Raw genomic sequence first — 26,019 nt, 5'->3', positions numbered from 1 at the left:
GTAGCGTTATTCTTCAGTAGTATCTTCTTCGGCGCTTTTTTCACCTTTTACCCTAATCGTTTTTCCAGGTTTAAGGACATCAGTCACGGTTCTATATGGACCAGTGATAACCTCATCTCCTAATGCTACACCACTTTTTATAACGATGTTCCTATCGTCTTGAATTCCAGTTTCTACTACCTTTAATACTGACTTACCGTTCTCATTGACAAAAACGCATTCAAATTTCTCAGAATCTACAGTGATTTCTTTTCTTCTCAAGCTCGCAGTAGTATCTGTTTTTACGACTATGGAGCTTATTGGTACTGCTACTGCATCAATTGCTTCATCGGTAATGATATCTACAACTGCTGTCATACCTGGTCTAAATGGACTATAGTTTTCCTTATCGCCAACTAGATCTGCATAGCTGTCAGATAGGATTCTCACCTTGACTTTAAAGTTGGTCACTTGATCTGCGCTCAATGCCTGTGAGGCAGTGTTTGCAATTTCAGTTACCTCACCATCAAATTGACGAGTTCCATAAGCGTCAACCTCAACAAGTGCTCTATCGCCAACATTGATCTTGACGATGTCATTCTCGTTCACGTCAACCTCAACTTCCATTTGAGAAAGGTCTGCAACGCGCAGTAATTCTGTACCTGCCATTTGTTGTGTTCCTACCACTCGTTCTCCTAATTCTACTGCTAGTAAGGAAACAGTTCCTGACATTGGTGCAAAAATACTTGTACGACCTAGGTTATCACTTGCCTCATTAACAGTTGCAGCACTACTTTGAACTCCAAAGTAAGCAGCTCTTTCTGATGCTTTGGCTCGATCAAGATTTGCTCTGGCACTATCAAATTCTGCTTGAGAGATGACACCTTTTTCAAATAATTGTGCGCTTCGTCTATAATTGGCTTCAGCCTCGGTAAGGCTTGCCTGTGCTTGTGCATAGTTTGATCTAGCATTTGATAGTCCAGCCCTTGTTCTGCTAACACTTGACTCGAGAAGATCTGGATTTATTCTAGCTAGCAACTGTCCTTTTTCTACTGCTTCACCTTCCTTAATAGGCAATGCGATGATCTCGCCAGGAACCTCTGGCGATATGCTAACCTCTATTTCTGGTTTTATTTTACCTGTAGCACTTACCGTTTGCACGATAGTAGATCGCTCTACCTTCATGGTCTCTACTAGGGTACCTTTATCGCCACCACCGATTATACCAACAGCCTTCAGGGCAAAAAATGCTACAATTAGAAATGCTATGACGCCTAATGTTATGAGTATTGTTTTTTTCATTACTATAGTTTTATCTCGTTAGGCTCTATTCCAAAATAAAGTTCTAGCACCTTAAGTCTAAATAAATAATCAAACTTTGCCTGATTCAAATTGATTTTTGCGTTGTTCAATCGCAGCTTACTTTGACTAAAGTCAAATGCATTAGTCAACCCTACATCATATCGCTCCTTTGCATAATCATAGGCCAGTTCTTGAGATTCAAGAGCAGTTTTCGCAGCCTCGTATGATTTACGTGACCCTTGTACGTCCACATAAGCTTGATACACATTGCTTTCAAGATCAAGCCTTGCCTGTTCTAGTTGAAACTCCGCTCGCTTGACATTTACTTTGTTGCGCTGCACATTGCTACGTACGCTGAAGCCGTTGAAGATTGGGATACTGAGAGAAAACCCGTAACCGATACCATCATTCTGGTATAATTGCTCGATGAAAGGATCTGCTCCTACAATGACTGTCTGAGTGTTAGGAAATTGACCTACTACACTTTGACCGGTCTCCTCTACCACACCTATTTGCTCTGTTCTAAATGGATTGTCTTGATCGATGCGTTGATCAAAAGATGTTGCATCGGTATAACGGGTATCATATCCAAAAAACGCTCCAATAGTCGGGTAATAAGCACCACGAGCAATTTGAAGATCCTTCTCTGCCAGTTCCACGTCTTGTTCGGCAATTCTTACTTCTGATCTGTTATCCTCAGCAGCGGCAATGATTTCACCTACTGGTTTATTAGCAAAACTCTCGTCGGTGATTTCAAAATCACTGTCGACTATATCAAAATTTTCATAGTCCTTAATCAACAGCAATTGTGCAAGACTCACCTTACTGATAGTTACCGCGTTTTGCGCTACGATTATCTGCTGTTGCTCAGTGGCATTTTGAGCACGTATCTCTAGTAGGTCACCACGAGGTAATTGACCAGCCTCGATTAACTCTTCAGTACGCTCGACCTGTTCAAGAGTTACCTCATTTTGAGCGGTAAGCGTTTCAAGGTTTGCTTTATTGGTTAAAATTTGCAGGTAGTTATTGGCTACAAACAATGAGATGTCGTCTTTCATCTTGTCCAGACGATACTGACTAGACAGCTCAGAAATTTTTGCACGCTGCAACTGTCTGATATTACGCAAACCATCAAATAAGTTATAGCCTACGTTGATACGACCTGTGACTGATAAAAAGGTGGTCGTTTGTGCATTGTTGGTTACTGGGTTAAAACTCAAACCAGTATTCTCTGAAATACTACTGCTTGCATTAAGTGATGGCAACATATTACCCAAGGCACTCAATTTGTCTGCTTCTACCGCTTCTAGATTGAGCTCACTTTGCTTAATACTGATATTATTCTCCAGCGCGTACTCGACACATTCTCTAAGAGTCCACTTTTTTTGTGTTGCGGTGATTGTTGATGATTGCGCTTTCGCGAAAGCGGAACACATCAAAATCAACATGCATATAAATGTATTTTTCATGATCTAATTATGGTTGTTTGTGTGGTGATTTTCTAATTTGTTACAAAATTAGCCGCCATAGCCGCCACGACCTTGTGGCGCCTTAAGTGGGTTCCATACTTTGAGCTTATCCGCGCTAGTAATTCCATCCTTGACCTCAACGTATATTCCATCACTTAAACCCAGCTCGATGTTGCGACGTTCAAAAGTCTGATCTCCTGTAGCAATCTCTACGTATGGTTTCTTAGTCTCTGGATCATACTGTACCAGTGCCTCCTTGATGGCAAGCACCTTATCTGCCTTATCCAGGATGATACTGGCGTTGGCACTCAATCCTGCACGCACAAAACTACTGTCGCGCTCAATTTCTTTCAAGGTTCCCTTAATGGCAAATTGTATGGCACCATTTTCGGCAACACCTTTGGGCGCGATATAATCTAGAATAGCATCATAGCGCTTGTTATTGTATGCTCCAACAGTGATCTCTAGTGGCAGGCCTTCCTTGATTTTTCCTACCTCGCTCTCATCGACCTTACCTTCAAAAATCATTTTGGTAACGTCTGCAATCGTGGCGATAGGCGTTCCTTCATTAAAGTTATTTGCTTCGATAACCTGATTTCCTTCTTTTACGGGAACGTCGAGCACCATTCCGGAAACGGTAGCGCGTACGTTTGTATTTGCATACTCACTTAAACCAGAAGTGGTTCCTGTCTTGATGATATCAAAATTCTGGCTAGCGCCTTGCAATGATACCTGTTCTTGCTTGTAGCGCTGTAAGGCATTATTATAGCTGTTTTGAGCAAGGTCAAAATCATTTGCAGAAATCACGCCTTTTTCAAACAACTCTTTCTGGCGATTATAGATCGCTTGCTGATTGTCCAGCGCCAGCTTTGCTGTTTGAACAGAAGTACGCTGTTGCGCGATACTATTTTTTGCACTGGTAAGCGAGTTGATGTTAGGTACCACTTTGATCTCTGCAATGAGGTCACCAGCTTCTACAAAATCACCAGCCTCAACGTGTATCTTATCGATCACTCCTGAGATGTTAGGCTTTATATTGACTTCTTCCATAGGAACTATGTTTCCTGTGGCAACGGTCTCTTTGATGATAGTTTGCTCACTTGCCTCTTCAGTCGTGTACACCTCTGGATCCTCAAGATCCTTGACATAGATGTACCAAATTCCTATGGCTGCAGCGAGAAATATCACGGCTAATAATATGACGGTTCCTGTACGTTTCATTCTTTTGTTAGTTGTTTGTTTTTATTCGGTTCTCAAAGCATCCACTGGTTTCATAGTAGTGGCGCGTGATGATGGTATAAAGCCTGCGAGCAAGCCTGCAATAATTAGTATGATGAGTGCAATGATGACCACGGTAATATTTACTGATGGATTTGCAAAATTATCTACTTCACCAGCTTGATCCAGTAAATAATTCATTACCCAAATCATACCAGCGGCAAAAGCAATTCCTGCCAATCCTGACATCAAAGTCAATACAATTGATTCCTGTAAGATTTGTGCCTTAATATCCCATGGTGTGGCGCCTAGTGCACGACGTACACCTATTTCATTAGTGCGTTCCTTAACTACAATCAACATAATATTGCTGATACCGATACCACCAGAAAGTAATACCAAGCCACCCACGAAGTAGCCCACAAAACTCAAAATATCGAATAGCCCTGTGAATTTTGCAAACTGCTCTGCGAGGTCAAAGTTTCCTATGGCTCGCATATCGTTAGGGTGAACGCCGCGTTGCTCACGCATGATGGAAAGCACTTGCGGCTTCAAATCTGTCATGCTCACATCATCGTTTGCCGTGATGGCCATCCAGCCTACATCGTCACCAGAGTTGAATGCCTTACCAAATGTTGTGAACGGGATAAATATATTATTGGCTTCTTCCTCGCTATCTCCTTGACTGTTTGGATTATCAAAAACACCGACCACCTTAAAGTTCACTCCTTGCAAACTTATGTATTGACCTATAGGTTCTTCACCTATATCAAATAGTGCTTTCTCTACACCAGTACCGATTACAGCTGTCTTCAACAACTTATCAATATCAGAATAATTAATCCAACGACCCTTTAGAATATCCATAGGTTGCTGTTGCTTGAACTCTGGATAATCGCCGTTTACTTGAAACGCTCCTGTCTTATCGCCACGCGTTACATTATTTGCACCACGATAACCACCTAATTGCAATCGTGGTGACACGATGCGTAAATCAGGCATTTTGGATTTTAGTGCATCAACATCAGCGAGTTTGAACTGTACGCGACGGCCTTTGTTCAATCCTTTGTAAGCCATGCTCGTAGATTGGCCCCACATAAACATGGTGTTTGTCGCTCGATCACCAAAATCTGATGAAACCCCATTGCGCAAACCGTTTGTCAACGCAAGCAGTGCTACTAGAATAAAAATTCCCCAGAAAACACCGAATGCTGTTAGTATCGTCCTTAACTTATTTGAGTTAAGGGCTTCCAGTATCTCATTCCATCTATCTCTACTAAACATATTATTCGTCTCTTAAAGCTTCAATAGGTTTTATGTTTGCAGCACGTCGCGCGGGAAAAAATCCTGCTAGCGCACCAGCAACTACCAGAATTACTACTGTGGTGATTGAAGTGGTGAAATCTACCTTAGGGTATTTGATGAAATCTGTCTCTACCAGTGGTGATATAAGTTCTAACAAACCAACACCTAGAAACAAACCTATCAATCCTGCAATGCTGGTAATAAAAATAGATTCATGAAGCACCATCCATATTATCTCACTAGGCAAGGCACCTAGCGCTTTACGTATCCCAATTTCTTTGGTGCGTTCCTTAACAACGATAAGCATAATATTACCGACGCCTACCACACCAGCGATGATTGTACCTATACCTATGAACCAAAACACAGATCTGATGGTGGCAATCAAGCCAAATATCTGCTGAGCCTCTTCTAGTGTATCGTCCACACGTATGGCGACACGATCATCAGGTGCGACCTGAAATCTGGTCCTTAAGTCTTGTTCTATGGATTCTTTCATTGCGGCACTAAGCTCAACCGTCTCATCAAAGGTTGCTGCAGGTTGAACGGTGTAAGCAATTTGATCAATATTACTACCAGCATTAAAAACTCGCTGTGCTGTGGTGATAGGCATGAACATGCGTGTCTCCTCACGAGTTCCACCTGGATCTGTGTAAACACCTACCACGGTAAAGTTCACATTGTTATTGATCAACACCGTTTTCCCGATGGCATCTTCATCCTTAAAAAGATCTTGCTTCATTTGATAACCTATTGCAGCTACCTTACGGGATTCTGCAATGTCATCTGGGCTTATAAATCGCCCGTCAGATAATGTAGCATTTTCAATCCATTGCTGATCTTGTGAGACACCTTGCACTCGATAATTACCTTGTTGGGTTTTGTAATTCACTTGTGATTGCCAGATAGAATAGACGCTTGTCTTGTACTCAATCTGATTCTCATATTTGGCGTTGAGATTGTCATAATCTGCATCGCGCAGTTGTAATCTTCTTCCTGGGTTTAAGCCGTTGTAACCTTTGGTAGTCGTACGTACATTGATGGAAATCCTATTGGTGGCGTCTTGTTCAAATTCAGTACGCACGCCAGTCTCGATTCCTGTTGAAAAACCCAATAGTATCACTAGAATAAAGATCCCAGAAGCTACTGATAAGCTCGTGAGAAAGGTGCGCAATTTATTCTTGCGTATGGTTTCAAATATTTCCTGCCAGCGCTCGATGTTAAACATGGGCTGCAGCTTTTACCTGGTTCACTAGAGTATCGTCAATGATGCGTCCGTCTTTGAGGTTGACAATGCGCTTGGTCATCTCTGCAATGTCTGGCTCGTGAGTCACAATAAGAATGGTACGACCTTCATCATTTATGCCTTGAATAAGATCCATTACTTCGTATGAAGTTTTGGTATCTAGTGCTCCAGTAGGCTCATCGGCAAGTAGAACTTTAGGGTCACTCGCGAGTGCTCTTGCTATAGCGACACGTTGTTTTTGACCACCAGAAAGTTGGTTGGGTAAATGGTCTGCCCAGTCAGCAAGTCCTACTTTCTCTAGATAATACATGGATTTCTCATCGCGTTCCTTACGGCTTACCTTCTGATAGTATAATGGCAATGAAACATTGTCCACCGCAGTTTTATAACCTATAAGATTGAATGACTGAAAGATGAAACCTAAAAATTTGTTGCGGTATTGCGCCGCAATTTTCTCGTTCAAGTTTTTGATAGGTGTATTGTCCAGCGTATAAGAACCCTCATCAGCCTCGTCAAGCATTCCTAGAATGTTGAGTAAGGTAGATTTACCAGAACCTGATGAACCCATAATAGAAACCAACTCACCTTCCTTTACTGAAAAGTCAATGCCCTTTAATACGTGCAACGAGTTGTTACCCGTTTTATAAGATTTGTGTAAATCTTTGATTTCGATCATGGATGGTTAGGTCTAGTGTTGCAAATCTCTAAAATAATAGACCTTAAAAAGCAGGAATAGTTACAGTTAGCCTGTTAAGAAACCGTTAATTCGTCTCTCGCTTGCTCGTGCTGCGGTAGATCATGTAGATGATCGCGCCCACTAGCAGGTATGGGAAAATCATAAGATAAGTGATTCCGTTATTGAGGCCTTCTGCCTGTGCGGTGTCACCTTGACTTTCAATAACGGCGCGGCACATGGCGCATTGCGCTTTCGCGAAAGCGGAATAGAAAAAAATTACTGACAGAAACAACCACTTTTTCATAGGACTAGATTAGTAGTAAGGTTGCATGAAAACATACACCAGAACGCCCGTAATCGCCACATACAACCAGATGGGAAAAGTCCATCGGGCGATCATCTTGTGTTTTTCAAATTTCTTGTTCCAGGCAAAATACATGGTATATAAAACAAGCGGCAAAATGATTCCCGAAAGTACGATGTGTGTCAACAAGATGAATAAATACAACCACTTGAGCGGTGCGTCGTCCGGATACGGTACCGGCTCATTGCTAATTTTTGAAATAACATAACTGACTAGAAAAACGGCACTAAGTACAAATGCAGTCGTCATCACGGCACGGTGAGCTGTCTTGTTACCAGACTTGATTAAACTAAAACCTGTGATGAGCAGTAAACCAGTCATGGCGTTGAGTATCGCATGAAACAAGGGAAACATGCCACTTTCAATACCTAGAAAATTATATCGCTCTGGCAAAAACATGAGGATTACCACGACGATTGGGACTATGATAGAAATAGCGATGATGATCGCTGGGCCACGTTTTTCTAGCATCTTATTTATTTAAAAGTGTTTCTGCATCATCCATGATTTCTTCTAATTGAGCCTCGCTGTATTGCTCTGTAATACCGCTATAAACATAAATAGGATTTCCCTGAGCATCCTTGCGTGATCTTATGTATCCATCGCGATCTACCAGTGCAAAATTACCACTGTGCTCAAATCGTATAGCTGGGTCATCGCTTTCACCAACATAAGAATTGAAACCTTTCTGGACCAGCTCATAGGTGGCCGCTTTATCACCTGTCAAAAAATACCAAGTAGTGTCATTTGCCTGATACCTATCAGCATATTCTTTAAGCACGGCTGGCGTATCATTTTGTGGATCGATAGTTATGGATACAGACCTGTAGTCATCATATTTAGAAAGCTTATCGGTAACCTGCGAGAGATTGCGACTCATGGGCGTACAGATAGTAGGACAAGTGGTGAAGAAAAAATCCACGATATAGACCTTACCTAAAAGCGTTTCATTCGTGACGGTATCACCATTTTGGTTTATAAATTCAAAGTCTGGAACCTTGTTGAATTTGACGAGAAATTTATCTGCGACTGGATCTCTATCGACGCTACGATTACTATCCACTACTTTGTCTTTCTCTATGTAATCGATCACGTTAGTCACTGCAAAGTATCCAAATATCAATATGACAATTCCCAATCCTACATAATAAGGCGTATCGCTTTTTTTACTCATCGTCCTTTAATTTATTGTCCCGATTTTCTTTGAAGGCAAATCTATATTCGGCTAACAAAACGCGCACATCGTCAATCATGACCTTTTGTAAATCATTGATGGAGCTGGTATCATAACCATAGACGGCGTCTTCCTCATCATCTTTAGGTCTGCCACGTTGTGCTGCATTTTTATCGATCACATAGGCAAAATCTGATGATAAATCAGTATTCAATTCTTTCTGTACTTCTAGTGAGTTGACGAAATTATTAATCTGCTCATCAGTCGCTGTGATAAAGTGCCAGTCTTCAACATCGGTATTAGTTGCCATTTGATATTTAATCTCGGCAATGTCTTCTAGCCCACTTTGCGGTACGATAGAGATCATCTGGAATGTGTCAAACTCGTGAAATTCTTTATAGATTTTCTCATTAAGATTTGAAACGTAGCCCAGTCGCTCATAAGGCTTATTTCCTAAAAAGGTAATGATGGTAACGCTATCTGCTAGCTGTACTGCATTACCCTCGATGGTCTTGAAGTCATTAAGCTCCGCAACTTGATCGTTTACAACTGGTAATGTATCAAAATGATGCTTGCCTTGTAGAAAAAATAGATAAGCGACCAGCGGTAAGGCAAACAATACAATGAGCACAAAATACTTGGCAATCGGGTTGACCTTTTTGATGCTATTAGGATCGTTACTTGCTGACATCGATGGTATAAAAAAGGACGGAAAATCCGTCCTGTAATGTTAGTGTATTAGTGGCTTCTAGAAGTCAAAACTTACAGCTGCATTCTTGTAAACTTGATAGATATATTCACCTTCTACAAGTAGGATGGCAATAAGATAGATGATCAGGAATACCGCTGTCCATACTACTGCTTTGCGCAGACCACTTACCTCATCACGCATGTGCATGAAATCCCAAGTGATATAATAAGCCTTTACCAATGTCAGAATGATGAATATCCAGTTAAGATATTTAAGCGCCAGAAACTCTGCATTCAAGAAGTCTGGTTTGATATAACCTAAAGCTACCTCAATGATGGTAACTATAGATAGGAATATCAAAACACCCCAAATTTTCTGGATGTTTGATTTAAATTTCACTAGACCTCTAAAGATTTCTAGCTTATGTTCTGTATGTGATGCGTGATCTGCCATCGTGATATCTTAAAAAATTAAACTAGGTAGAAGAAGGTAAATACAAATACCCAAACTAGATCGACAAAGTGCCAGTACAATCCCACTTTCTCTACCATCTCATAATGTCCACGGCGCTCATAAGTGCCTAATAAAACATTGAAGAAAATAATCAAGTTAAATACAACTCCAGAGAATACGTGGAAACCGTGAAATCCAGTGATGAAGAAAAAGAAATCTGCAAATAGTGGCGCGCCATATTCATTCTCTTCTAGATTAGCACCTTCCACCACGCTTACTGCTTGCTTTTGAAGCTTGAACATGGACTCGTCACGAGAAAGTATGAGTTTCTCAGACGCTCCCGTTTCTTCATTGACCACAATCTGCGTGGTACGGATTAATAAATCTGGATTTGCCATGAAACCTTCACGTACCTCATCAATAGTATAAGTACTACCTATATCGCCAGATGTCTCATACCATATACCTTCACTTTCTCCATAAGCCTCAAAATCTCTATCGCCTACAGACACAAACTCATCCAGCGCCACACGTTTGCCATCTGCATCAACAAATTGTAGAATTCTACCACCGCGAGTTTTTACAGCACCATATTCTCCTGAAATAAAGTTTGCCCATTCCCAGGCCTGTGAGCCAACGAAGATCAAACCACCAATGACAGTAAGTAATAAATAAAGAGCAACTTTCTTGCGATTCATGTGGTGACCTGCATCAACAGCTAGTACCATCGTAACCGATGAACCAATAAGAATAAAGGTCATTAATGCCACATAAAACATAGGTGCATCGACACCATGTAAAAATGGAAAGTGGTTAAAAACTTCATCTGCGATAGGCCATTCCTCGATAAACTTAAAACGAGAGAAACCATATGCGGCTAGAAAACCTGAGAATGTAAGTGCATCTGACAGGATGAAGAACCACATCATCATCTTACCATAACTCACTCCTAGCGGCTTTGTGCCGCCACCCCATTTTTGGCCTTCTGTACCAGTAGCAGCTACTGTAGTCTCCATAATTCTTAATTAGTAGTAATAAGTGGCAAAAATAGGTTTAAAAAATATCTTTCGCAAAGGCTAAAAATAGCAGCAAGTATATCCACAATACGTCTACAAAGTGCCAAAACATGGAGCCTAGCTCAAATCCTAAAATATTATCAGGCGTGTATTTACTTCTCAATGTTTGAACAGTCATCACAAGAAGCGCAATGAGTCCAGCAACGATGTGCGCCAGGTGAGCCGCAACAATCACGTATATAAAGGATGCATTTACATTACTTGCTGCACCAGTAAAGCGATAACCCATATCAATAATGCTTTGAAATCCAGCAAACTGCATTACCACAAACGTGGTACCCAGAACAAAAGTCACCACGGTAAAAATCATTCCAGCCGCACGATCACCCTTAAGGATCAAGCGCTTTGCTAGAAACAATGTCAAGCTGCTTAATAAAATAACACCAGTGCTGTAATAAAATTCCTGTGGTAGATCTATATCAACCCAGTCACGTCTGGCACTACTTACTACATAGGCACTAGTCAAACCCGCAAACATCATGACCAGACTTGCAATGGCAAACCACATCATTTGCTTTTTGGATCGCGCGATGCGCTGTTTCATAGGTAAATCTGCAACCTCACTCATTATCTTAAAAATTTATCTACCACGTAGATGATTTGAATCAACGTTATATAACTCACACTCACCAGCATCAATTTGCGCGCTACCTCATTGGATCGTTCTTTATATAATTTGATCGCATAGTACAAGAACCAAAGCCCCAACAATAAAATTAATGCCGCGCTCCAAGGCGTCATGAATAAATCACCCGTTACGCCAAAGGCTGGTATCAACGACACCATAATCGTCCAGATCGTGTAAAGAACAATTTGAATGGCCGTTCCTCTATCTGTCGCACCAGTGGGCAACATCTTGAAACCACCAGCTTTATAGTCGTTCTCAAGCATCCATCCTATCGCCCAGAAATGCGGAAACTGCCAGAAAAACTGTAGCATAAATAATGTGCCTGGCTCAATGCCAAAATCACCACTCGCCGCAACCCAACCCAACATATAAGGAATCGCTCCAGGAAAGGCACCAACAAACACGCATAACGGAGTTCTAGTTTTTAATGGCGTGTACACTGCTGCGTACAACACAATACTTAATGCACCAAAAAATGCAGTAGCAGCATTGATCAAGAATAATAGATACACACCAGTCAGCGCCATGACAAGACCATAAATCCATGCATGATTCGCCGCAATTCTACCCGTAGGAATAGGCCGATTCATGGTGCGCTTCATCAATGCATCACGATCGCGCTCGATGATTTGATTGAAAACGTTTGAAGAACCTACCAGAAAATAGCCACCTATACATAGGAGTAAAATAGTGATCCAGCTATAGTTTTCGGCACCTAGAAAGTATCCAGCGATCGATGAAAAAACCACCACGATGGATAACCTAGGCTTTGTGATTTCCACATAATTTGCCAGTATTCCAGGAGATTTTTCTATGGCTTGCACTTCACTCAAATGTGTCGTTTTTAACGGGTTGTAAAGATACCCTACAACGACTTTGTAGCAAAGCAATTCATAGCCTTTCAAGCAGGATGTTAAATGTGATTATGCTTTCGCGAAAGCGTAATCAAACCAATCTGGTTACCATATAAAATTTTCGATAGTCTAAAACCAGTACCTTTACAATGCCCTTTGAATCAACAACTTAAAATTCCTATTATGAAAACCACTCTCATCTTTCTCGCGCTGTTGTTCTTCTCCATACTGGCACAATCCCAAATCGTGTGGAACGCAAGTTTTACGACTTTCACTAAAGCAGATGGCACAGATCCCAACATTCCCTCAAATCAAGATCAAATTAATACCGATGTGGCGATCACAAGAGGACGCAATGGTGGTGGTCTTTATAATGCTGTCTCGCAGACTAGTGCCTTGCAAAACTCAAATCCAGCAGGCACAGAATGGGCGGTAGGTAGCGCGGTGGATTTTGCCGATTTCACATTTACCGATTTTAGAAGTGCGGTGGGCAGGCCTCGTAGTGCGCCTGGACAATCACTTGTAATGCATTTGATCGCTGCAGATATTTATATTGACGTTACCTTCAATTCCTGGTCGCAAGGAAATGGTAATGGTGGTTTTAGTTACACCAGAGCCACGGCGCCAGCTACTGCAGCTATCAACGATTCAAATTCATTAATAGGAATGTATCCTAATCCTACTACTAGCGTTCTCAAGGTTGGTTCTAAAAATCCTTCAGATGAATACTCCGTTTATGACATTGCAGGCAGGCTGTTACTTAACGGTAAACTTGACAATAACTCAACTGTAGATGTGAGTAGTCTAGACACAGGCCTGTTTATCATAAACGTGACTGGAAGTAGCGCAACATTTGTAAAGCAGTAAATTGAAATAGAGTTTGTCTGAGTGTTCAAACTCTGGTTTACTAATGCTTGCTCGAGCGGCGTCGAGAGCTGTCTTAAAGTTCAAAAGTCATTCTCTTCCAATAGAGGTCTCGACTACGCTCGACCAGGCATGCTGCTATCTCAATATTTCGTCAAATTCGTATTGAACTGGTTTAAATTTTTAGATCAGCCATCCTTTAATTTTCACTTCTCCGATGCTTGCTCGAGCGGCATCGAGAGCTATTTCAAGGTTCAGAAGATTTTCTCTTCGAAGAGGTCTCGACTACGCTCGACCAGTCATCGATGTTCAATTCAGTTTTGAGAAGAACTTACTATGAGTTTGATTGCGACACTCTGCTAGAATTTTAATCAAATCAAAGTCGTCATTTGCTAAAGCTCTCTTCTTCTTTGAACTCCATTTCTTGATTCTTGCCTCAAAATGATAAGCCTGAAAAATATCATTAAATTCTTGCTGAAATAGTAATGCTATTGGCCGTCGCTTGTAGGTAAATGAAAATGGATTCACTCCAGCATTATGCTCTTTCAATCTGCGATCGATATTATTTGTCATGCCCGTATAAAGTAATCCATCAGAGCATTCTAAGATGTAAACATAAAATTGGTAGTTTCTCACCATATAATATTTCATTTGCTTGCTCGAGTGGTATCTAGAGCTGCTTCAAACTTCAAAAGTCATCATCTTCCAAGAAAGGTCTCGACTTCGCTCGACCAGGCATATTGCTGTTCTTAGCTTCTTTCAATGCTTGCTCGAGCTGCGTCGAGAGCTTATTCAAAGTTCAAAAGTCATTCTCTTTCAAAAAAGGTCTCGACTACGCTCGACCAGGCATATTGCTGTTCCAAGCTTTTTCCAATGCTTGCTCGAGCGGCATCGAGAGCTGTCTCAAAGTTCAAAAGTCATTCTCTTTCAAAAAAGGTCTCGACTACGCTCGACCAGGCATTTCGGTGATTTTAATCATCGCGTCATGCTCGACGGAGCATTATATTATCCTACCACAAAATTTACAATCTTACCTGGGACGATAATGGTTTTGCGGATGGTCTTGCCTGCCAGTTGTTCTTGAACTTTTTCGTTTTCTAGGACGAGCTTTTCCAACTCGTCTTTTGAGATGTCGACTGGTAAATCCAGCGTAAATTTCATCTTACCGTTGAACGAAATAGGATAGGTCTTGCTGCTTTCTACCAGATACTTTTCTTCAAATACTGGGAACGGCGCCTCACTAATGGATTCCTCGTGACCCAACAATGACCACAATTCCTCTGCTATGTGCGGTGCGTATGGTGATACCAGAATAGCTAGTGGTTCCAGCACCTCTCTATGATGACATTTCTGGGCCGTGAGCTCATTGACCGCAATCATAAAGCTGCTCACGCTAGTGTTGAATGAGAAGTTCTCAATATCTTCACGAGTTTTCTTGATGGTTTTGTGCAGCGTTTTCATGCTATCAGGCGATGCTTTTTCATCGCTCACATAGAATCCATCATTGTTGTGATAGAGTTTCCATAGCTTTTTCATGAATCCATAAACACCTGTAATACCAGCCGTGTTCCATGGTTTAGCCTGCTCCAGCGGACCTAAAAACATCTCGTACAAACGCAAGGTGTCTGCGCCATACTGCTCGCAGATATCGTCTGGATTGACGACGTTGTATTTGGACTTGGACATTTTTTCTACCTCGCGAAAAGTTCTAAGCTGTCTCTTTTCATCAAGTAAAATAATACTGCCTTTTTCATATAATGAGTTTTGTATATACTTCTCAGTATCAACATAATTATTTGAATTAACTAACTCAACTGGAATATGTACTGGTATGCTTGACTCTTCATCTGGTACTAAAATCTGCGAATCATTATATTCAATACCGAACAATTGACTCAAGAAACGCTGAGTATAATTAAATCTAGCATCACTCATGCTGAAAATACCATCAATAATTGGTTGAAATAGGCGACGTGCATAAATAATAGATGAGTCAGGATTGTAAATTTTATTTGTTTTCTTTACTCTGTATACTATTCGTGCTTCGTTACTGATATCTTCCGTACGTTGATAAAGATTGAATGTTTTTGTTTTTAGAACAAAAGCACTCTCACCCAATATCATCCCTTGATTAATCAGCTTTTTGAATGGCTCGTTGACGGTTACTTTTTCTAGATCGTGTAGAAACTTGACCCAAAAACGGCTGTACAGCAAGTGACCTGTGGCGTGCTCGCTACCACCGATGTATAGATCGACATTTTGCCAGTATTCTTGAGCTTCCCTGGAGAACATTTCGCTCTCATTGTTGGCATCCATGTACCTAAACATATACCAAGAACTACCGGCCCATCCAGGCATAGTATTCAATTCTAACGGGTACACACAATCACGATCGTCATCGTTAGAAACGACTTTATTTTCTTGGGTACACCAGCTCCAGGTCGTCGCACGACCTAGTGGCGGTGCGCCATCTTCTGTAGGTAGGTATTCATCTACCTCTGGTAATTCTAACGGCAAATGCTTACGATCAATCATTTGCGGTAAACCATCCTTGTAATAAACTGGGTACGGCTCGCCCCAATAACGCTGTCTCGAGAAGACTGCATCGCGCAAACGGTAATTGGTTTTTCCTTTGCCAGCGCCTACTTGCTCTAATTTCTCAATCGCTGCAGCCATGGCGCCGCTGGCATAGCTCATCTCATTAAGGAAGTCGCTATTGGTAAGTGGTGTATCGTCTTTGGCAGCATAAGCTTCCTCGCTTATGTCGGTATCCTTGAAAATGTTTTTGATAGCAGGCATGCCTTTTTGACCTGCAAAATGATTAGCAAAAGCATGATCGCGCTCATCGCCACAAGGAACGGCCATTACTGCGCCAGTTCCATAACCCGCCAAAACATAATCGCCTACCCAGACAGGAATTTTTTCTCCGCTCAATGGATGCGTAGCATAAGCACCTGTAAATACACCAGAAATGGTTTTCACATCTGCCATGCGCTCGCGCTCTGATCTGGCTGCAGTGGCTTTTTTATAAGCTTCTACCGCTTCTTTTTGTTCTGGTGTGGTGATCATATCCACTAGCTCATGTTCGGGTGCTAGCGTCATAAACGTAACTCCATAGATGGTATCTGGTCTGGTGGTAAAAACGTCGATCTTGGCCCCATTGCCTGCTGCATTTCCCCAAAGGGGAAAAGTATCGTTATACTTTTCCTCTAGCTTAAAGGTTACCATAGAACCAATGGATTTCCCAATCCAATTGCGCTGTATTTCTTTGATGGACTCGCTCCAGTCCAGGTCTTCTAGGTCGTTGAGCAATCGCTCTGCATAGGCGCTGATGCGCATCATCCACTGGCGCATTTTCTTGCGCACCACAGGATGGCCGCCACGCTCACTCACGCCGTTCACGATCTCATCATTAGCGAGTACCGTACCTAGTGCTGGACACCAATTAACCTCAGTATCTGCTAGGTAAGTAAGCCTGTAGTCTAATAATATTTCTTGTTGTTCTTGATCGGTAAACGCATTCCATTCTGCAGCCGTAAAATCTCTCAGGTTTTCCTCTGTTGCAGCGTTGATGGTGGTTGTTCCGCTTTCGCGAAAGCGTGATACCAAGTCACTCACTGGACGCGCACGGTCTTGATCCTTATCATACCAGCTATCAAAAAGCATGATAAAAATCTCTTGCGTGTATTTATAATAGTCTGGATCACTGGTTTTTACCTCACGCGACCAGTCAAAACTAAAACCTATGCGATCCATTTGCTCACGGTAGCGCGCGATATTGTCACGGGTTGTGATTGCTGGATGCTGTCCTGTTTGGATTGCGTACTGCTCTGCCGGCAAGCCAAAACTATCATAACCCATAGGATGCAGGACGTTGTGACCCGTATGGCGCTTGTATCGAGACACGATGTCACTGGCGATATAACCCAATGGATGACCCACGTGCAGCCCAGCACCACTAGGATATGGGAACATATCTAGAGCATAGAATTTAGGCTTACCAGATTGATTGGTGGCTTTGAACGTCTGGTTTGCGGCCCAGTATTCCTGCCATTTTGCTTCAATCTTTTGGTGGTCGTACAGTAACATAATTGCTTATTCTAGCTAGCAAAAATAGGCCGTTTGCAACAAGTAAGAAACTTATAGCGTTGTAATCCATGACCGCGCGGTAACTTTGTTATTTTTGCGGGTATCAATCATTGCAACAGCGATTTATGGCGTCTAATTCTTCCTATCAAAAACGGCGATTGTTCAGCTCCTATTTTTGGGTGGTGATCAGCGTTTTTTTAGTGCTTTTTATGCTGGGATTGCAAGGCTTTTTCTTGCTTAATAGCCAAAAGCTGGCAGATTACTTCCGTGAGCAGGTGCCTATGTCGATATACTTTAAGGACAGTGCCAAGGATGTCGAGATGCAACAGCTGGAAAAATCACTGCAAATGGCAGATTATACTAAAAGTGCCGTGTTTGTAAGCGCAGAAGAAGGTGCGCAAAAAACCATGGATGATCTAGGCGAGGACTTTGTGGCAAAACTGGACGGTTTTAATCCGATTCCCAACTCCATCGACGTGCGATTGAACGCAAGTTTTGTTGACGACGCACAAATACAACAAATCGCAGATGACCTTGCTGCCAAGGATTTTGTGCAAGAAGTGAGCTATGACAAGCCACTCGTCTCGCTATTGAATGAAAATGTAAAACGCATAAGCTTCTGGATGTTGATCGTGAGTGGTGTGTTTATTTTTATTGCATTCCTGCTTATCAACAGCTCTATCAGGCTATCGATTTATGCCAAAAGATTCACCATCAAGACCATGCAAATGGTGGGCGCGACCAAAGGTTTTATACGCAAGCCATTTATTATGACGAGCATAAGGCTAGGCTTTTTTGGTGCGCTGCTGGCACTCATTGCACTAGGTGGCGTGGTGTACTGGATGGATGGCTATGTACCAGAATTAGAGATTTTACAGAATTACCAGATGCTGGCGATCCTATTTGTGGGCGTACTGGTTTTTGGTATCTTGATAAGCTTGATCAGCACATTCTTTGCAACGACGCGTTACTTGAATCTGAGAACAGATCAATTGTACTATTAAATCCTCCTGTGAAAAATACGCAAGAGAAAAGAGATCAAAGGAAATCGTATTTTTACAATATATTTGTAGGATAATACTTTCGCTTTTTAAGCTTTCGCGAAAGCTAACAAACTACCAAGCTAACTGCACAACCACAACCTATGGGTAAGAAAAAACATTCTAGTAACGCAACTGTGAAGCAGCAAGAGCAAAATGTAGAGCCGCGTTTTGAATTTATTTTTAAGCGCAAAAATTACATTTGGATGTTGATAGGTTTGGGCGTGATTGCTCTAGGATTTGGCCTGATGGCTGGTGGCGGCAGTGACGATCCCAACGTTTTTAATCCAGAAATTTTCTCATGGCGACGCATTAGGCTGGCGCCAGCGCTCGTGCTAATTGGTTTTGGCATTCAGGTGTATGCAATTCTCCTAGATCCAGAAAAATAAATGGAGGTTCTTGACGCAATTATTTTAGGCGTTATTCAAGGCCTTACTGAGTTTTTACCTGTTTCTTCCAGTGGTCATCTAGAGCTAGGAAAAGCTATTCTAGGCGACAACAGCGTGCCAGAAGAAAGCCTGATGTTTACCGTGGTACTTCATTTTGCAACGGCGCTGAGTACTATTGTCGTTTTTAGAAAAGATATCATTGAATTGCTAGCTGGTTTGTTCTCATTTAAATGGAATGAGCAGACGCAGTTTTGTCTAAAGATTGTTCTTTCCATGTTTCCGGCAGTTTTTGTAGGCTTGTTGTTTGAGGAAGAGCTAGAACAGCTTTTTGGTGGTAATGTGATCCTAGTAGGTTTTATGTTAATCGTTACGGGATTATTACTTTTTCTAGCTGGCCGTGCAAAAAATACTGGTAAAGCAGTTAGTTGGAAAGACGCTATTCTTATAGGTATCGCTCAGGCAATTGCGATGTTGCCAGGTATCTCTCGTAGTGGTGCTACCATCTCGACATCTGTATTATTGGGTAATGATCGCACAAAGGCGGCACGTTTTTCCTTCCTAATGGTAGTGCCGTTGATTTTAGGCAAAATAGGTAAAGACCTATTGAGCGGCGACTTGAGCGTGAGCGATAGTGGCAGCTTACCGCTCATTCTAGGGTTTGTGGCAGCATTTGTCACTGGTCTTATCGCTTGTACGTGGATGATATCGCTGGTTAAAAAAGCAAAACTTCATTACTTTTCTTATTACTGTTTTGCAGTAGGTGTTGTGGCGATAGTTGCGGGTAGTTTGGCTTAAATTAAATCTTATGAGTCAGGAAAACTTACACAACCCATATTCTTTAGGCAACGTTTTACTCTTTGACAAACCTTTAAATTGGACATCCTTTCAGGTCGTTAATAAGGTACGCTGGATGATCAAACAGCGTTACGGGCTCAAAAAAATCAAGGTCGGCCATGCGGGAACGTTGGATCCACTAGCTACTGGTTTGTTGATTATTTGCACAGGAAAAGAGACCAAAAACATCGTCAATTACCAAGCGCAAGAAAAAGAATATACTGGCACCATCACGCTAGGCGCAACGACACCAAGTTATGATCTAGAAACTGAGGTTGATCAACGGTTTTCAACAGATCATTTGACAAAAGAACTTCTGGAGAAAACTACCGTGCAATTTACAGGTGATATTGAACAGCGACCACCCATTTTTAGCGCTATTAAGCAAGATGGTAAACGATTGTACGAGCTAGCTCGTGAAGGAAAAACTATCGAGATACCGACTAGAAAAGTCAATGTATCTAGCTTTGAGTTGTTTAGAATCAATCTACCAGAGGTGGACTTTAAAATTAAATGTAGCAAGGGAACTTATATACGATCAATGGCGCATGATTATGGTGCTGCCCTGAATTCTGGTGGACACTTGACAGCCTTGCGCAGAACTAAAATCGGCAATTACGATGTATCCGAAGCCATGTCCATCGAACAATTTGAAAGCACGCTTGAATAACCTAGTTCATTTGACTACATTTAGGTTAAATAAATTAGTCATGGCTGCACGTATCATTTGTCTCGTATTATTAGTTGCTTTTATCTCTTCATGTAGATCCAAAAAAGAACACATGGTTCCTGCTACAAATGGAACTGCTAAGAATGTAGCTTATAAAGATGCCTCTGCAGATCATATCCATATTATCAACGCAAACGCTGTAATTAATAGATTGAGAATAGAATCGCAGGTGAAACTAGCTGTATAATTAGCTAGTTAAAAAGTTCGTTAGCGCAAATCTTTATATGTGTTTTGAAGATCAATAATAGATTGGTGTTTTATCACTTTATCAATCTAAGTAATTATTGAAACCAGCCAAAACCACTTACTGTCAATCTCTAATTTCTGATCTTAACAGGAACCTTCAAACTATCTATTACTGGAACGAGAAAATTAAAGGACCCTTTTCCTGCCTTGAGTGTTCCTTCATATTTCACAGCCACCTCTTCGTTAGCTAAAACCTGAATGGCGATGTCAAAAAGACCAGAAGCCTTTTTACCATAAAGTTCTTCTGGGTCTATGCTGGCTGTGATAGGAAACGTGAATTCTTCCTTTGCTGGCATCAGCGCGTCTTTTTCTTGCAAGACCTTAGCAGCCTTTTTTCCATTGAGAAACACATCAAAATCTGCCTCACGCAACTCTAATCCTACTGAATTAGGATTGTACAAAATACAATCTGCAACGAGATCAACTTTATTCTTTGAGATATTTGTGAGTCGCACATTTTTGATCTCCACAAAGGTGATGTCTTCGTATGGATTGTCGCATGCCGTTAAAAAGAGCAGAGCTATAATGATGTAAAGGGAATTTTTCATAATAACAATCTAAGACAAAAATTGAACAGAAGAAATCAAAAAAGACCGCGCTTGCGGTCTTTTTATCTTTATTAGATTGTAGTTTAATATCCTGCAATCAAATTTTTAGCCCTATTGATGGCCTCATCTTTTTGAGTGTGAGTCAGGTCTGCTGGAATGATTTCTACATCGGTAATGCCCACAAATCCTAGGAAAGTCTTGAGATATTTACTTACAAAATCTACCTCGCTGCCTACTGGTGTACCACCGGTGGAAACAATGACGTAGGCTTTTTTACCTTCCAACAATCCAACTGGACCTGATTCTGTATAATTAAAGCTGATCCCATTACGAGAGATTAAGTCTATGTATGCTTTGAGCGGCGCGGTCACACCAAAATTATACATGGGTGCTGCGATTATATAAGCATCTGCTGCGGCAAATTCTAGTGCTAGTTCATTACTGTCTGCAACTGCTTCTTTTTGTGACTCACTCTGTTGATCTTCTGGTGTAAAATAGCCGGTAAAACGATCTTGATTACCTAAGGTCACTTGCTTATCATAGAACAAATCTCTGTGATTAGACAAGGTAAAACCCTTAGTTTCTAGATGCTGTTGCAAAGAATCGGCAATGGCTCTGCTCGTACTCATTTCTTTGAGCGGACTACTATCTATTCTTAATAATTTCATATCGATATTTGTTTAAACTTTAATTGTATATACAAATATATAGAATTCCCAATTTAAAGAACAACATTGATTATTAAAGTAATATTAAGTCAGTATAGAAATAGCTACAGTGCTTGCATGATCTTGACAAGGTCAGCCTCTGTAGACTTTCCTTTGTCTTTGTTATACCAGTTTTGCAATTCTTGCTTGAATTCTGGTGATAGTGATCCTTTGGCTTCTTTTTCTGCAGCGACCAGTCTTGTCGCTACGGTAGGTCGTGGACCCCAAGTGGCAAGCGGTGAATTGGTGGTGCTGTCGACAAAAATGAGTTTCGCTATAGATCGGTTGCCATTAGTAAGAAATTGATCCATTAATTCTAGATTCTCGTCGCGCAGTACTATTCTAAAATCCATACCACCTGCCACAGCTACTTTATTGATCATAGGCATGGTTTGAGCCGCGTCGCCACACCAGCTTTCGGTAATGCACAACAATTTGATTTGCTTATCAAATCCTGTTAAGAATTTCAAACTCTCTTGAGTGAGTTCCATCTTTTTGTTATGCCTGCGCATGCGTTGGTGGTTCAGCTTGGTGTATTCTGCAAGTGCCTCTGTGACCTCAGCGCCTGTGTTTGAATCATTATGTACATGCGATTCTACTAATGCTCGATATTGCTCGTAAGGCATGGATGATTCTAATGCGTCGCTGATGATGGTATTTATATTCATAAGTCAAAGGTAACGCTCATTAAATGGGTCTATAGTTCGATGTTACCCTAATGATGATATAAAACACCTCGTTTCAAGATTTTCAGAATAAATCAATACTTGAAATTTCGATTAGCCTTTTTCTCGCTGTGCTTCTTTTTTTCGTTCAGGCGTTTGCGCTTTATGTGTGCTGGCACGACACGTTTTTTGCGCACCTTTTTTGGTTTGCGCGCTGCAGTCAGAAGTTTGAGTAGTTTTTTGAATACGCGCTCTTTGTTGGTCGCCTGGCTGCGTGTGTCTTGAGAGCTCAATTGCAGCCTACCATCTTTAGTCAGCCTGTTTTCAAGTGCAGTGAGGATTCTTTGATGTTCCGCTTTCGCGAAAGCGGAACTATTTAAAATATCCAGCTCCAACTGAACCCTAGTAGCAACTTTATTGACATGTTGGCCGCCAGCACCGCTGGAAGTTGTAGCTGTATAGGTGACTTCTCTATGTAGCTGGTCCACGTCCATCTATGCCTGATGTGCAGGTTTGAGTAGGTCGTTCACGGTCTTTACCGGATTGAAGGTCTCTAATGGCACCTCTACAAAAACCGTATTCCATAAAGCCATGCCACCATTCCAAAGTCCTGGTAATTCTTGACCCTTAAGTTTTCTGCCCAATCGAGATTTGGTCGTGATAAATCCAGTATCTGGGTCGCTGAAATCATTCAAGTCAAATGGATTGCCCATGTAATCGTGCATACCGCAAACCACATCTACCGGATTGAAATGGGTGCCGCGACTTGCAATGGATTGTTGCTCATTGTCGTTGGGATCTACCTGAGCACTCTCTACAATTTGTAATGATATGGCACCATTGGGTTCCTTAACCCAAAACGGGCCGCCACCAGGTTCACCTTGATTTTTGACCATACCGCATACTCGTACTGGACGATTGAGCAGTGCAATAAGAGTTTCTTTGCGGTGATCCGGTATCGATTTCTCAAAACTATCTGGCAAAGTCACTGATAGCGATTGCTGTAAAAATGTAACGATCTCTTTTTCTAAAGTGGTTTTGTATTTTTGTTCCTGTAAAGCTCGTATGTAAGTGTGCGTCTGGTCTTGCAATTCTATGAGTAATCCTGCAATCACTTGCTTATAGTGGCTGGTTTGACTATTTGTTGATCTGGAAGCAACGTTATCTATGTTTTTAATAAATATGAGTTGGGCCTCGAGATCGTTGAGATTTTGTAATAACGCACCATGACCGGCTGGTCTCAAAATGAATTCACCGTTAGAATCAGTAAGTGGTTGCAGATCTAGCGATACCGCAAGAGTGTCTGTACTAGGTTTTTGAAAAGAAAATGTCACATCTAACTTTACACCGGTTTCATTTTCGACCTTAGTTTTAGCCTGTTCTAGATTTGTTTTGAAATCTGTTTGGGCATCTGGTGCGATGGTAAAATGTACCTGTGCTTTGTTGTTTACCGGTGCATAGCTGGCAGCCTCGTACAAGTGTTCTTCAAAGGCTGTTGCGATATGGTCGCCGTAATTATGAAATGGTACCAAACCTTTAGCCATACCGCTATAGTTGAGTTGATCTTTATCAAGTATGGCCTTGGCAAAATAGAATTGCTGTTTATCTAAAGATAGATCATTCCAGTCAGCGTACAGATCACGGCAATGTTTTAATACGATGTTCGAAAAAGGAAATTTCTTCCAGCCATTGGTAAATTTCTCGACGAGAGCTGCATCGTTACGCTCAATATATGACGCAATGGTTTCTTTATCTGAATCATAAGCAGCAACGAATTCATGCAAAAACTTAAACATTCTGGATGCCGCGCCACTTGCAGGAACAAACTTAGTGATGCTTATATCGTTTTGTCTAAAGCTATAAAGCTCCTTGTAACGCAATTGATTTTCATCACTTAATCGTGCTATTCCATCTCCGACGGTGGCTTCTCTAACAAGTGTCACCAATGGAAAACCATTCTTGAAACGATTCAGTTGATACTCGATAGCGCTTACCGGTATGTCACGATCTTTTAATTGTTGTTCTTGTACTGTTGTTAACTTCATTGCTTACTACTTTCTATTACCTGGATGGCATTTTTCAATCGTTCATCATCGATTCCAGATACTACACTATAATCAAGTTTGCGTTCAACCAGCGTCTTTTCAAAAAAGTTAAACATTTGAACACGTTCTTGTGGCTTGTCTCTTAGATCATCTGGTGTCCATTCAACGTCAATGTCCATTAGTAGATACAAATCATAGCTTGAGGTTGCGATAGCTTTTTCTAATTCTTGTGGCACCTTACTAAAGTATGCCTCACTATATACTGCCGTCTCTAGCAAATTAGTATCTAATATGACAAGGTCTCTTGCATCTTTCTCTCCTTGAATCTCTAGATGGCGTTGTCCAATAGCTATAGGAACAATATCATCATACGAACAAATGTGACTGTTGACATCAAATCTTTTTTGCAAGTATTCCCGCGCATATTCTAATACCAATGGTTCATTATAATACAGGGATAATTGTTTACCTAACGTACTTTTACCAGTACTTTCAGGACCATAGAGCACTATCCTGCGACCACTGAATCTGGATTGTTGAGGTATTTCTTCCACTGCTGGTATCCTATAAATACTAATACAATCAATATTATGTATAGTATAGCGCTAAAGCTGTATCCTTTGTAAAAATATAACGGTACTGATATTACATTACCTATTAATAACACCAACCAGTGCTCAATCTTGCGCAGTGCCATTAAGTACATTCCAGAAAAGAAAAAACCGGTTGTAATGATATCTGCATAGCTTACGATCGTCTCAAATCTATCAAAATACCAGTAAATCATGTACACAAATATGGCTGAAGCAATGAATAATAAAGCCGTCTTATACCATTCTATCATATTGGTTCTAGTAATTGGAGTAAAAGTATCTTTATCTACTTTGCGCGACCAGATATACCATCCATAAATACTCATAATAAAGTAATATGCATTTATTAAAGTATCGCCTAATAAATTCCATTGTAGGCATAGGTAGGTAAAGATTGATGTGCTCACAATACCGAATGGAAATACCCAAATACTATTGCGCCATGAACATAGAGCACTTATTACCGTACATGCACACGCGACCAGTTCCAACCATAAAAATGAAGTTGGGTAGTCTTTATACTGACCAAAAACAAAATCCCAAACCTCCATCTAGAAATGTGGTGTATAGTCGGCACGGTTTGATTTTACCAACTTCATATAGATAAGAACCGCGTCTTGATTGCTCATACTGTCTTCAATCGCATCTGTCAAGAAAGACATTACATCTGTAAACTCACCAAAAATTTGAGTTGATAGCGGGTTCTCTAGAACCTTGAAAGGCGACGAACGCAAGACTTTAATAAAGTCAATAATGTGTTGTTCAAAGTCGTCCTGCAATGGTGACATGGTGAGCTCGATGGAGACTTCCATAATAATTAGATTTTGGACAAAT

30 protein-coding genes are annotated in these 26,019 nt (G+C 41.1%); 6 read left to right on the top strand and 24 right to left on the bottom strand.

Translation table 11 applies throughout. From position 1 onward, the window contains the following. Positions 1 to 6 precede the first annotated feature (6 nt). The 14 genes from EJ995_RS03335 to cyoE all read right to left on the bottom strand — a co-directional run bounded on the left by EJ995_RS03335 (position 7) and on the right by cyoE (position 12,414). Positions 7 to 1,281, bottom strand: a complete 1,275-nt coding sequence (locus EJ995_RS03335; protein WP_126445602.1) for an efflux RND transporter periplasmic adaptor subunit — start codon at positions 1,279 to 1,281, stop codon at positions 7 to 9. 2 nt (positions 1,282 to 1,283) lie between these two features. After that, entirely contained in the window at positions 1,284 to 2,750 is a 1,467-nt protein-coding gene (locus tag EJ995_RS03330) for a TolC family protein (RefSeq protein WP_126445600.1), read from the bottom strand. A 48-nt stretch (positions 2,751 to 2,798) separates the two neighbouring features. Beyond that, complete coding sequence (locus EJ995_RS03325; RefSeq protein ID WP_126445598.1) at positions 2,799 to 3,971, bottom strand: efflux RND transporter periplasmic adaptor subunit; 1,173 nt, start codon at positions 3,969 to 3,971, stop codon at positions 2,799 to 2,801. A 21-nt stretch (positions 3,972 to 3,992) separates the two neighbouring features. Next, positions 3,993 to 5,252, bottom strand: coding sequence for an ABC transporter permease (locus EJ995_RS03320; RefSeq protein WP_126445596.1), 1,260 nt, complete (start codon positions 5,250 to 5,252; stop codon positions 3,993 to 3,995). A gap of 1 nt (position 5,253) precedes the next feature. Next, entirely contained in the window at positions 5,254 to 6,501 is a 1,248-nt protein-coding gene (locus EJ995_RS03315; protein ID WP_126445594.1) for an ABC transporter permease, read from the bottom strand. Continuing rightward, positions 6,494 to 7,195 (bottom strand): ABC transporter ATP-binding protein, encoded by a 702-nt coding sequence (locus EJ995_RS03310; protein WP_126445592.1) that lies wholly within the window; start codon positions 7,193 to 7,195, stop codon positions 6,494 to 6,496. Before EJ995_RS03310 ends, EJ995_RS03315 begins: the two co-directional genes overlap by 8 nt. Before the next feature lie 85 nt (positions 7,196 to 7,280). After that, positions 7,281 to 7,499: a hypothetical protein gene (locus tag EJ995_RS03305; protein ID WP_126445590.1), complete on the bottom strand. Its 219-nt coding sequence runs from the start codon at positions 7,497 to 7,499 to the stop codon at positions 7,281 to 7,283. A gap of 9 nt (positions 7,500 to 7,508) precedes the next feature. Beyond that, complete coding sequence (locus tag EJ995_RS03300) at positions 7,509 to 8,030, bottom strand: DUF420 domain-containing protein (RefSeq protein ID WP_126445588.1); 522 nt, start codon at positions 8,028 to 8,030, stop codon at positions 7,509 to 7,511. 1 nt (position 8,031) lies between these two features. Continuing rightward, the gene (locus EJ995_RS03295) at positions 8,032 to 8,733 is read right to left on the bottom strand and encodes an SCO family protein (RefSeq protein WP_126445586.1); all 702 of its coding nucleotides are present in this window, start codon (positions 8,731 to 8,733) and stop codon (positions 8,032 to 8,034) included. Next, positions 8,726 to 9,424, bottom strand: coding sequence for a membrane or secreted protein (locus EJ995_RS03290; RefSeq protein ID WP_126445584.1), 699 nt, complete (start codon positions 9,422 to 9,424; stop codon positions 8,726 to 8,728). Before EJ995_RS03290 ends, EJ995_RS03295 begins: the two co-directional genes overlap by 8 nt. A gap of 57 nt (positions 9,425 to 9,481) precedes the next feature. Beyond that, positions 9,482 to 9,877: a cytochrome C oxidase subunit IV family protein gene (locus EJ995_RS03285; protein WP_126445582.1), complete on the bottom strand. Its 396-nt coding sequence runs from the start codon at positions 9,875 to 9,877 to the stop codon at positions 9,482 to 9,484. Positions 9,878 to 9,894: 17 nt separating this feature from the next. Then, positions 9,895 to 10,893: a cytochrome c oxidase subunit 3 gene (locus EJ995_RS03280; protein WP_126445580.1), complete on the bottom strand. Its 999-nt coding sequence runs from the start codon at positions 10,891 to 10,893 to the stop codon at positions 9,895 to 9,897. A 37-nt stretch (positions 10,894 to 10,930) separates the two neighbouring features. After that, complete coding sequence (locus EJ995_RS03275; protein WP_126445578.1) at positions 10,931 to 11,521, bottom strand: cytochrome c oxidase subunit 3; 591 nt, start codon at positions 11,519 to 11,521, stop codon at positions 10,931 to 10,933. Beyond that, positions 11,521 to 12,414, bottom strand: coding sequence for a heme o synthase (gene cyoE / locus EJ995_RS03270; protein WP_126445576.1), 894 nt, complete (start codon positions 12,412 to 12,414; stop codon positions 11,521 to 11,523). The genes EJ995_RS03275 and cyoE overlap by 1 nt, the downstream gene beginning before the upstream one ends. 204 nt (positions 12,415 to 12,618) lie before the next feature. On the opposite strand from cyoE, the gene EJ995_RS03265 reads away from it, so the two are divergent. Beyond that, complete coding sequence (locus EJ995_RS03265) at positions 12,619 to 13,302, top strand: T9SS type A sorting domain-containing protein (protein ID WP_126445574.1); 684 nt, start codon at positions 12,619 to 12,621, stop codon at positions 13,300 to 13,302. A 306-nt stretch (positions 13,303 to 13,608) separates the two neighbouring features. Here the strand turns inward: EJ995_RS03265 and EJ995_RS03260 are convergent, their stop codons facing one another. After that, positions 13,609 to 13,872 (bottom strand): GIY-YIG nuclease family protein, encoded by a 264-nt coding sequence (locus EJ995_RS03260; protein ID WP_317126812.1) that lies wholly within the window; start codon positions 13,870 to 13,872, stop codon positions 13,609 to 13,611. Positions 13,873 to 14,304: 432 nt separating this feature from the next. Beyond that, positions 14,305 to 17,388: a leucine--tRNA ligase gene (locus EJ995_RS03255; protein ID WP_126445572.1), complete on the bottom strand. Its 3,084-nt coding sequence runs from the start codon at positions 17,386 to 17,388 to the stop codon at positions 14,305 to 14,307. A gap of 125 nt (positions 17,389 to 17,513) precedes the next feature. Between EJ995_RS03255 and EJ995_RS03250 the strand changes: the two genes are divergently transcribed. The 5 genes from EJ995_RS03250 to EJ995_RS03230 all read left to right on the top strand — a co-directional run bounded on the left by EJ995_RS03250 (position 17,514) and on the right by EJ995_RS03230 (position 20,568). Beyond that, positions 17,514 to 18,392: a cell division protein FtsX gene (locus EJ995_RS03250; protein WP_126445570.1), complete on the top strand. Its 879-nt coding sequence runs from the start codon at positions 17,514 to 17,516 to the stop codon at positions 18,390 to 18,392. 140 nt (positions 18,393 to 18,532) lie between these two features. Then, a complete protein-coding gene (locus EJ995_RS03245; RefSeq protein ID WP_126445568.1) occupies positions 18,533 to 18,817 on the top strand; it encodes a DUF3098 domain-containing protein in 285 nt (94 codons plus the stop codon). Continuing rightward, positions 18,818 to 19,612, top strand: a complete 795-nt coding sequence (locus EJ995_RS03240) for an undecaprenyl-diphosphate phosphatase (protein ID WP_126445566.1) — start codon at positions 18,818 to 18,820, stop codon at positions 19,610 to 19,612. It abuts the gene before it with no gap. A 10-nt stretch (positions 19,613 to 19,622) separates the two neighbouring features. After that, a complete protein-coding gene (truB, locus tag EJ995_RS03235; protein ID WP_126445564.1) occupies positions 19,623 to 20,321 on the top strand; it encodes a tRNA pseudouridine(55) synthase TruB in 699 nt (232 codons plus the stop codon). A gap of 40 nt (positions 20,322 to 20,361) precedes the next feature. Continuing rightward, on the top strand, positions 20,362 to 20,568 hold the full coding sequence (locus EJ995_RS03230; RefSeq protein ID WP_126445562.1) for a hypothetical protein: 207 nt from the start codon (positions 20,362 to 20,364) through the stop codon (positions 20,566 to 20,568). 130 nt (positions 20,569 to 20,698) lie between these two features. Here EJ995_RS03230 and EJ995_RS03225 read toward each other — a convergent pair whose 3' ends face one another. From EJ995_RS03225 to EJ995_RS03190, 8 genes are all read right to left on the bottom strand, one after another. Further along, the gene (locus EJ995_RS03225; protein WP_126445560.1) at positions 20,699 to 21,175 is read right to left on the bottom strand and encodes an LEA type 2 family protein; all 477 of its coding nucleotides are present in this window, start codon (positions 21,173 to 21,175) and stop codon (positions 20,699 to 20,701) included. Between the two features lie 83 nt (positions 21,176 to 21,258). Then, entirely contained in the window at positions 21,259 to 21,843 is a 585-nt protein-coding gene (locus EJ995_RS03220; RefSeq protein ID WP_126445558.1) for an FMN-dependent NADH-azoreductase, read from the bottom strand. 104 nt (positions 21,844 to 21,947) lie between these two features. Then, positions 21,948 to 22,550: a thioredoxin family protein gene (locus EJ995_RS03215; protein ID WP_126445556.1), complete on the bottom strand. Its 603-nt coding sequence runs from the start codon at positions 22,548 to 22,550 to the stop codon at positions 21,948 to 21,950. Positions 22,551 to 22,642: 92 nt separating this feature from the next. Further along, positions 22,643 to 23,041: an alternative ribosome rescue aminoacyl-tRNA hydrolase ArfB gene (gene arfB, locus EJ995_RS03210; RefSeq protein ID WP_126445554.1), complete on the bottom strand. Its 399-nt coding sequence runs from the start codon at positions 23,039 to 23,041 to the stop codon at positions 22,643 to 22,645. Next, positions 23,042 to 24,592, bottom strand: coding sequence for a DUF4301 family protein (locus EJ995_RS03205; protein ID WP_126445552.1), 1,551 nt, complete (start codon positions 24,590 to 24,592; stop codon positions 23,042 to 23,044). Then, the gene (locus EJ995_RS03200; protein WP_126445550.1) at positions 24,589 to 25,146 is read right to left on the bottom strand and encodes an AAA family ATPase; all 558 of its coding nucleotides are present in this window, start codon (positions 25,144 to 25,146) and stop codon (positions 24,589 to 24,591) included. The genes EJ995_RS03205 and EJ995_RS03200 overlap by 4 nt, the downstream gene beginning before the upstream one ends. Beyond that, a complete protein-coding gene (pnuC, locus tag EJ995_RS03195; protein WP_126445548.1) occupies positions 25,101 to 25,736 on the bottom strand; it encodes a nicotinamide riboside transporter PnuC in 636 nt (211 codons plus the stop codon). The genes EJ995_RS03200 and pnuC overlap by 46 nt, the downstream gene beginning before the upstream one ends. Next, the gene (locus tag EJ995_RS03190; protein WP_126445546.1) at positions 25,737 to 25,997 is read right to left on the bottom strand and encodes a thiamine-binding protein; all 261 of its coding nucleotides are present in this window, start codon (positions 25,995 to 25,997) and stop codon (positions 25,737 to 25,739) included. Positions 25,998 to 26,019: the final 22 nt, after the last annotated feature.

The sequence above is a fragment of the Nonlabens ponticola genome (assembly GCF_003966335.1).
In the GTDB taxonomy this organism is placed as follows: Bacteria; Bacteroidota; Bacteroidia; order Flavobacteriales; family Flavobacteriaceae; genus Nonlabens; species Nonlabens ponticola.
Note: the sequence above shows the minus strand (reverse complement) of the source record. Positions and strands in the feature narration are given on the sequence as shown.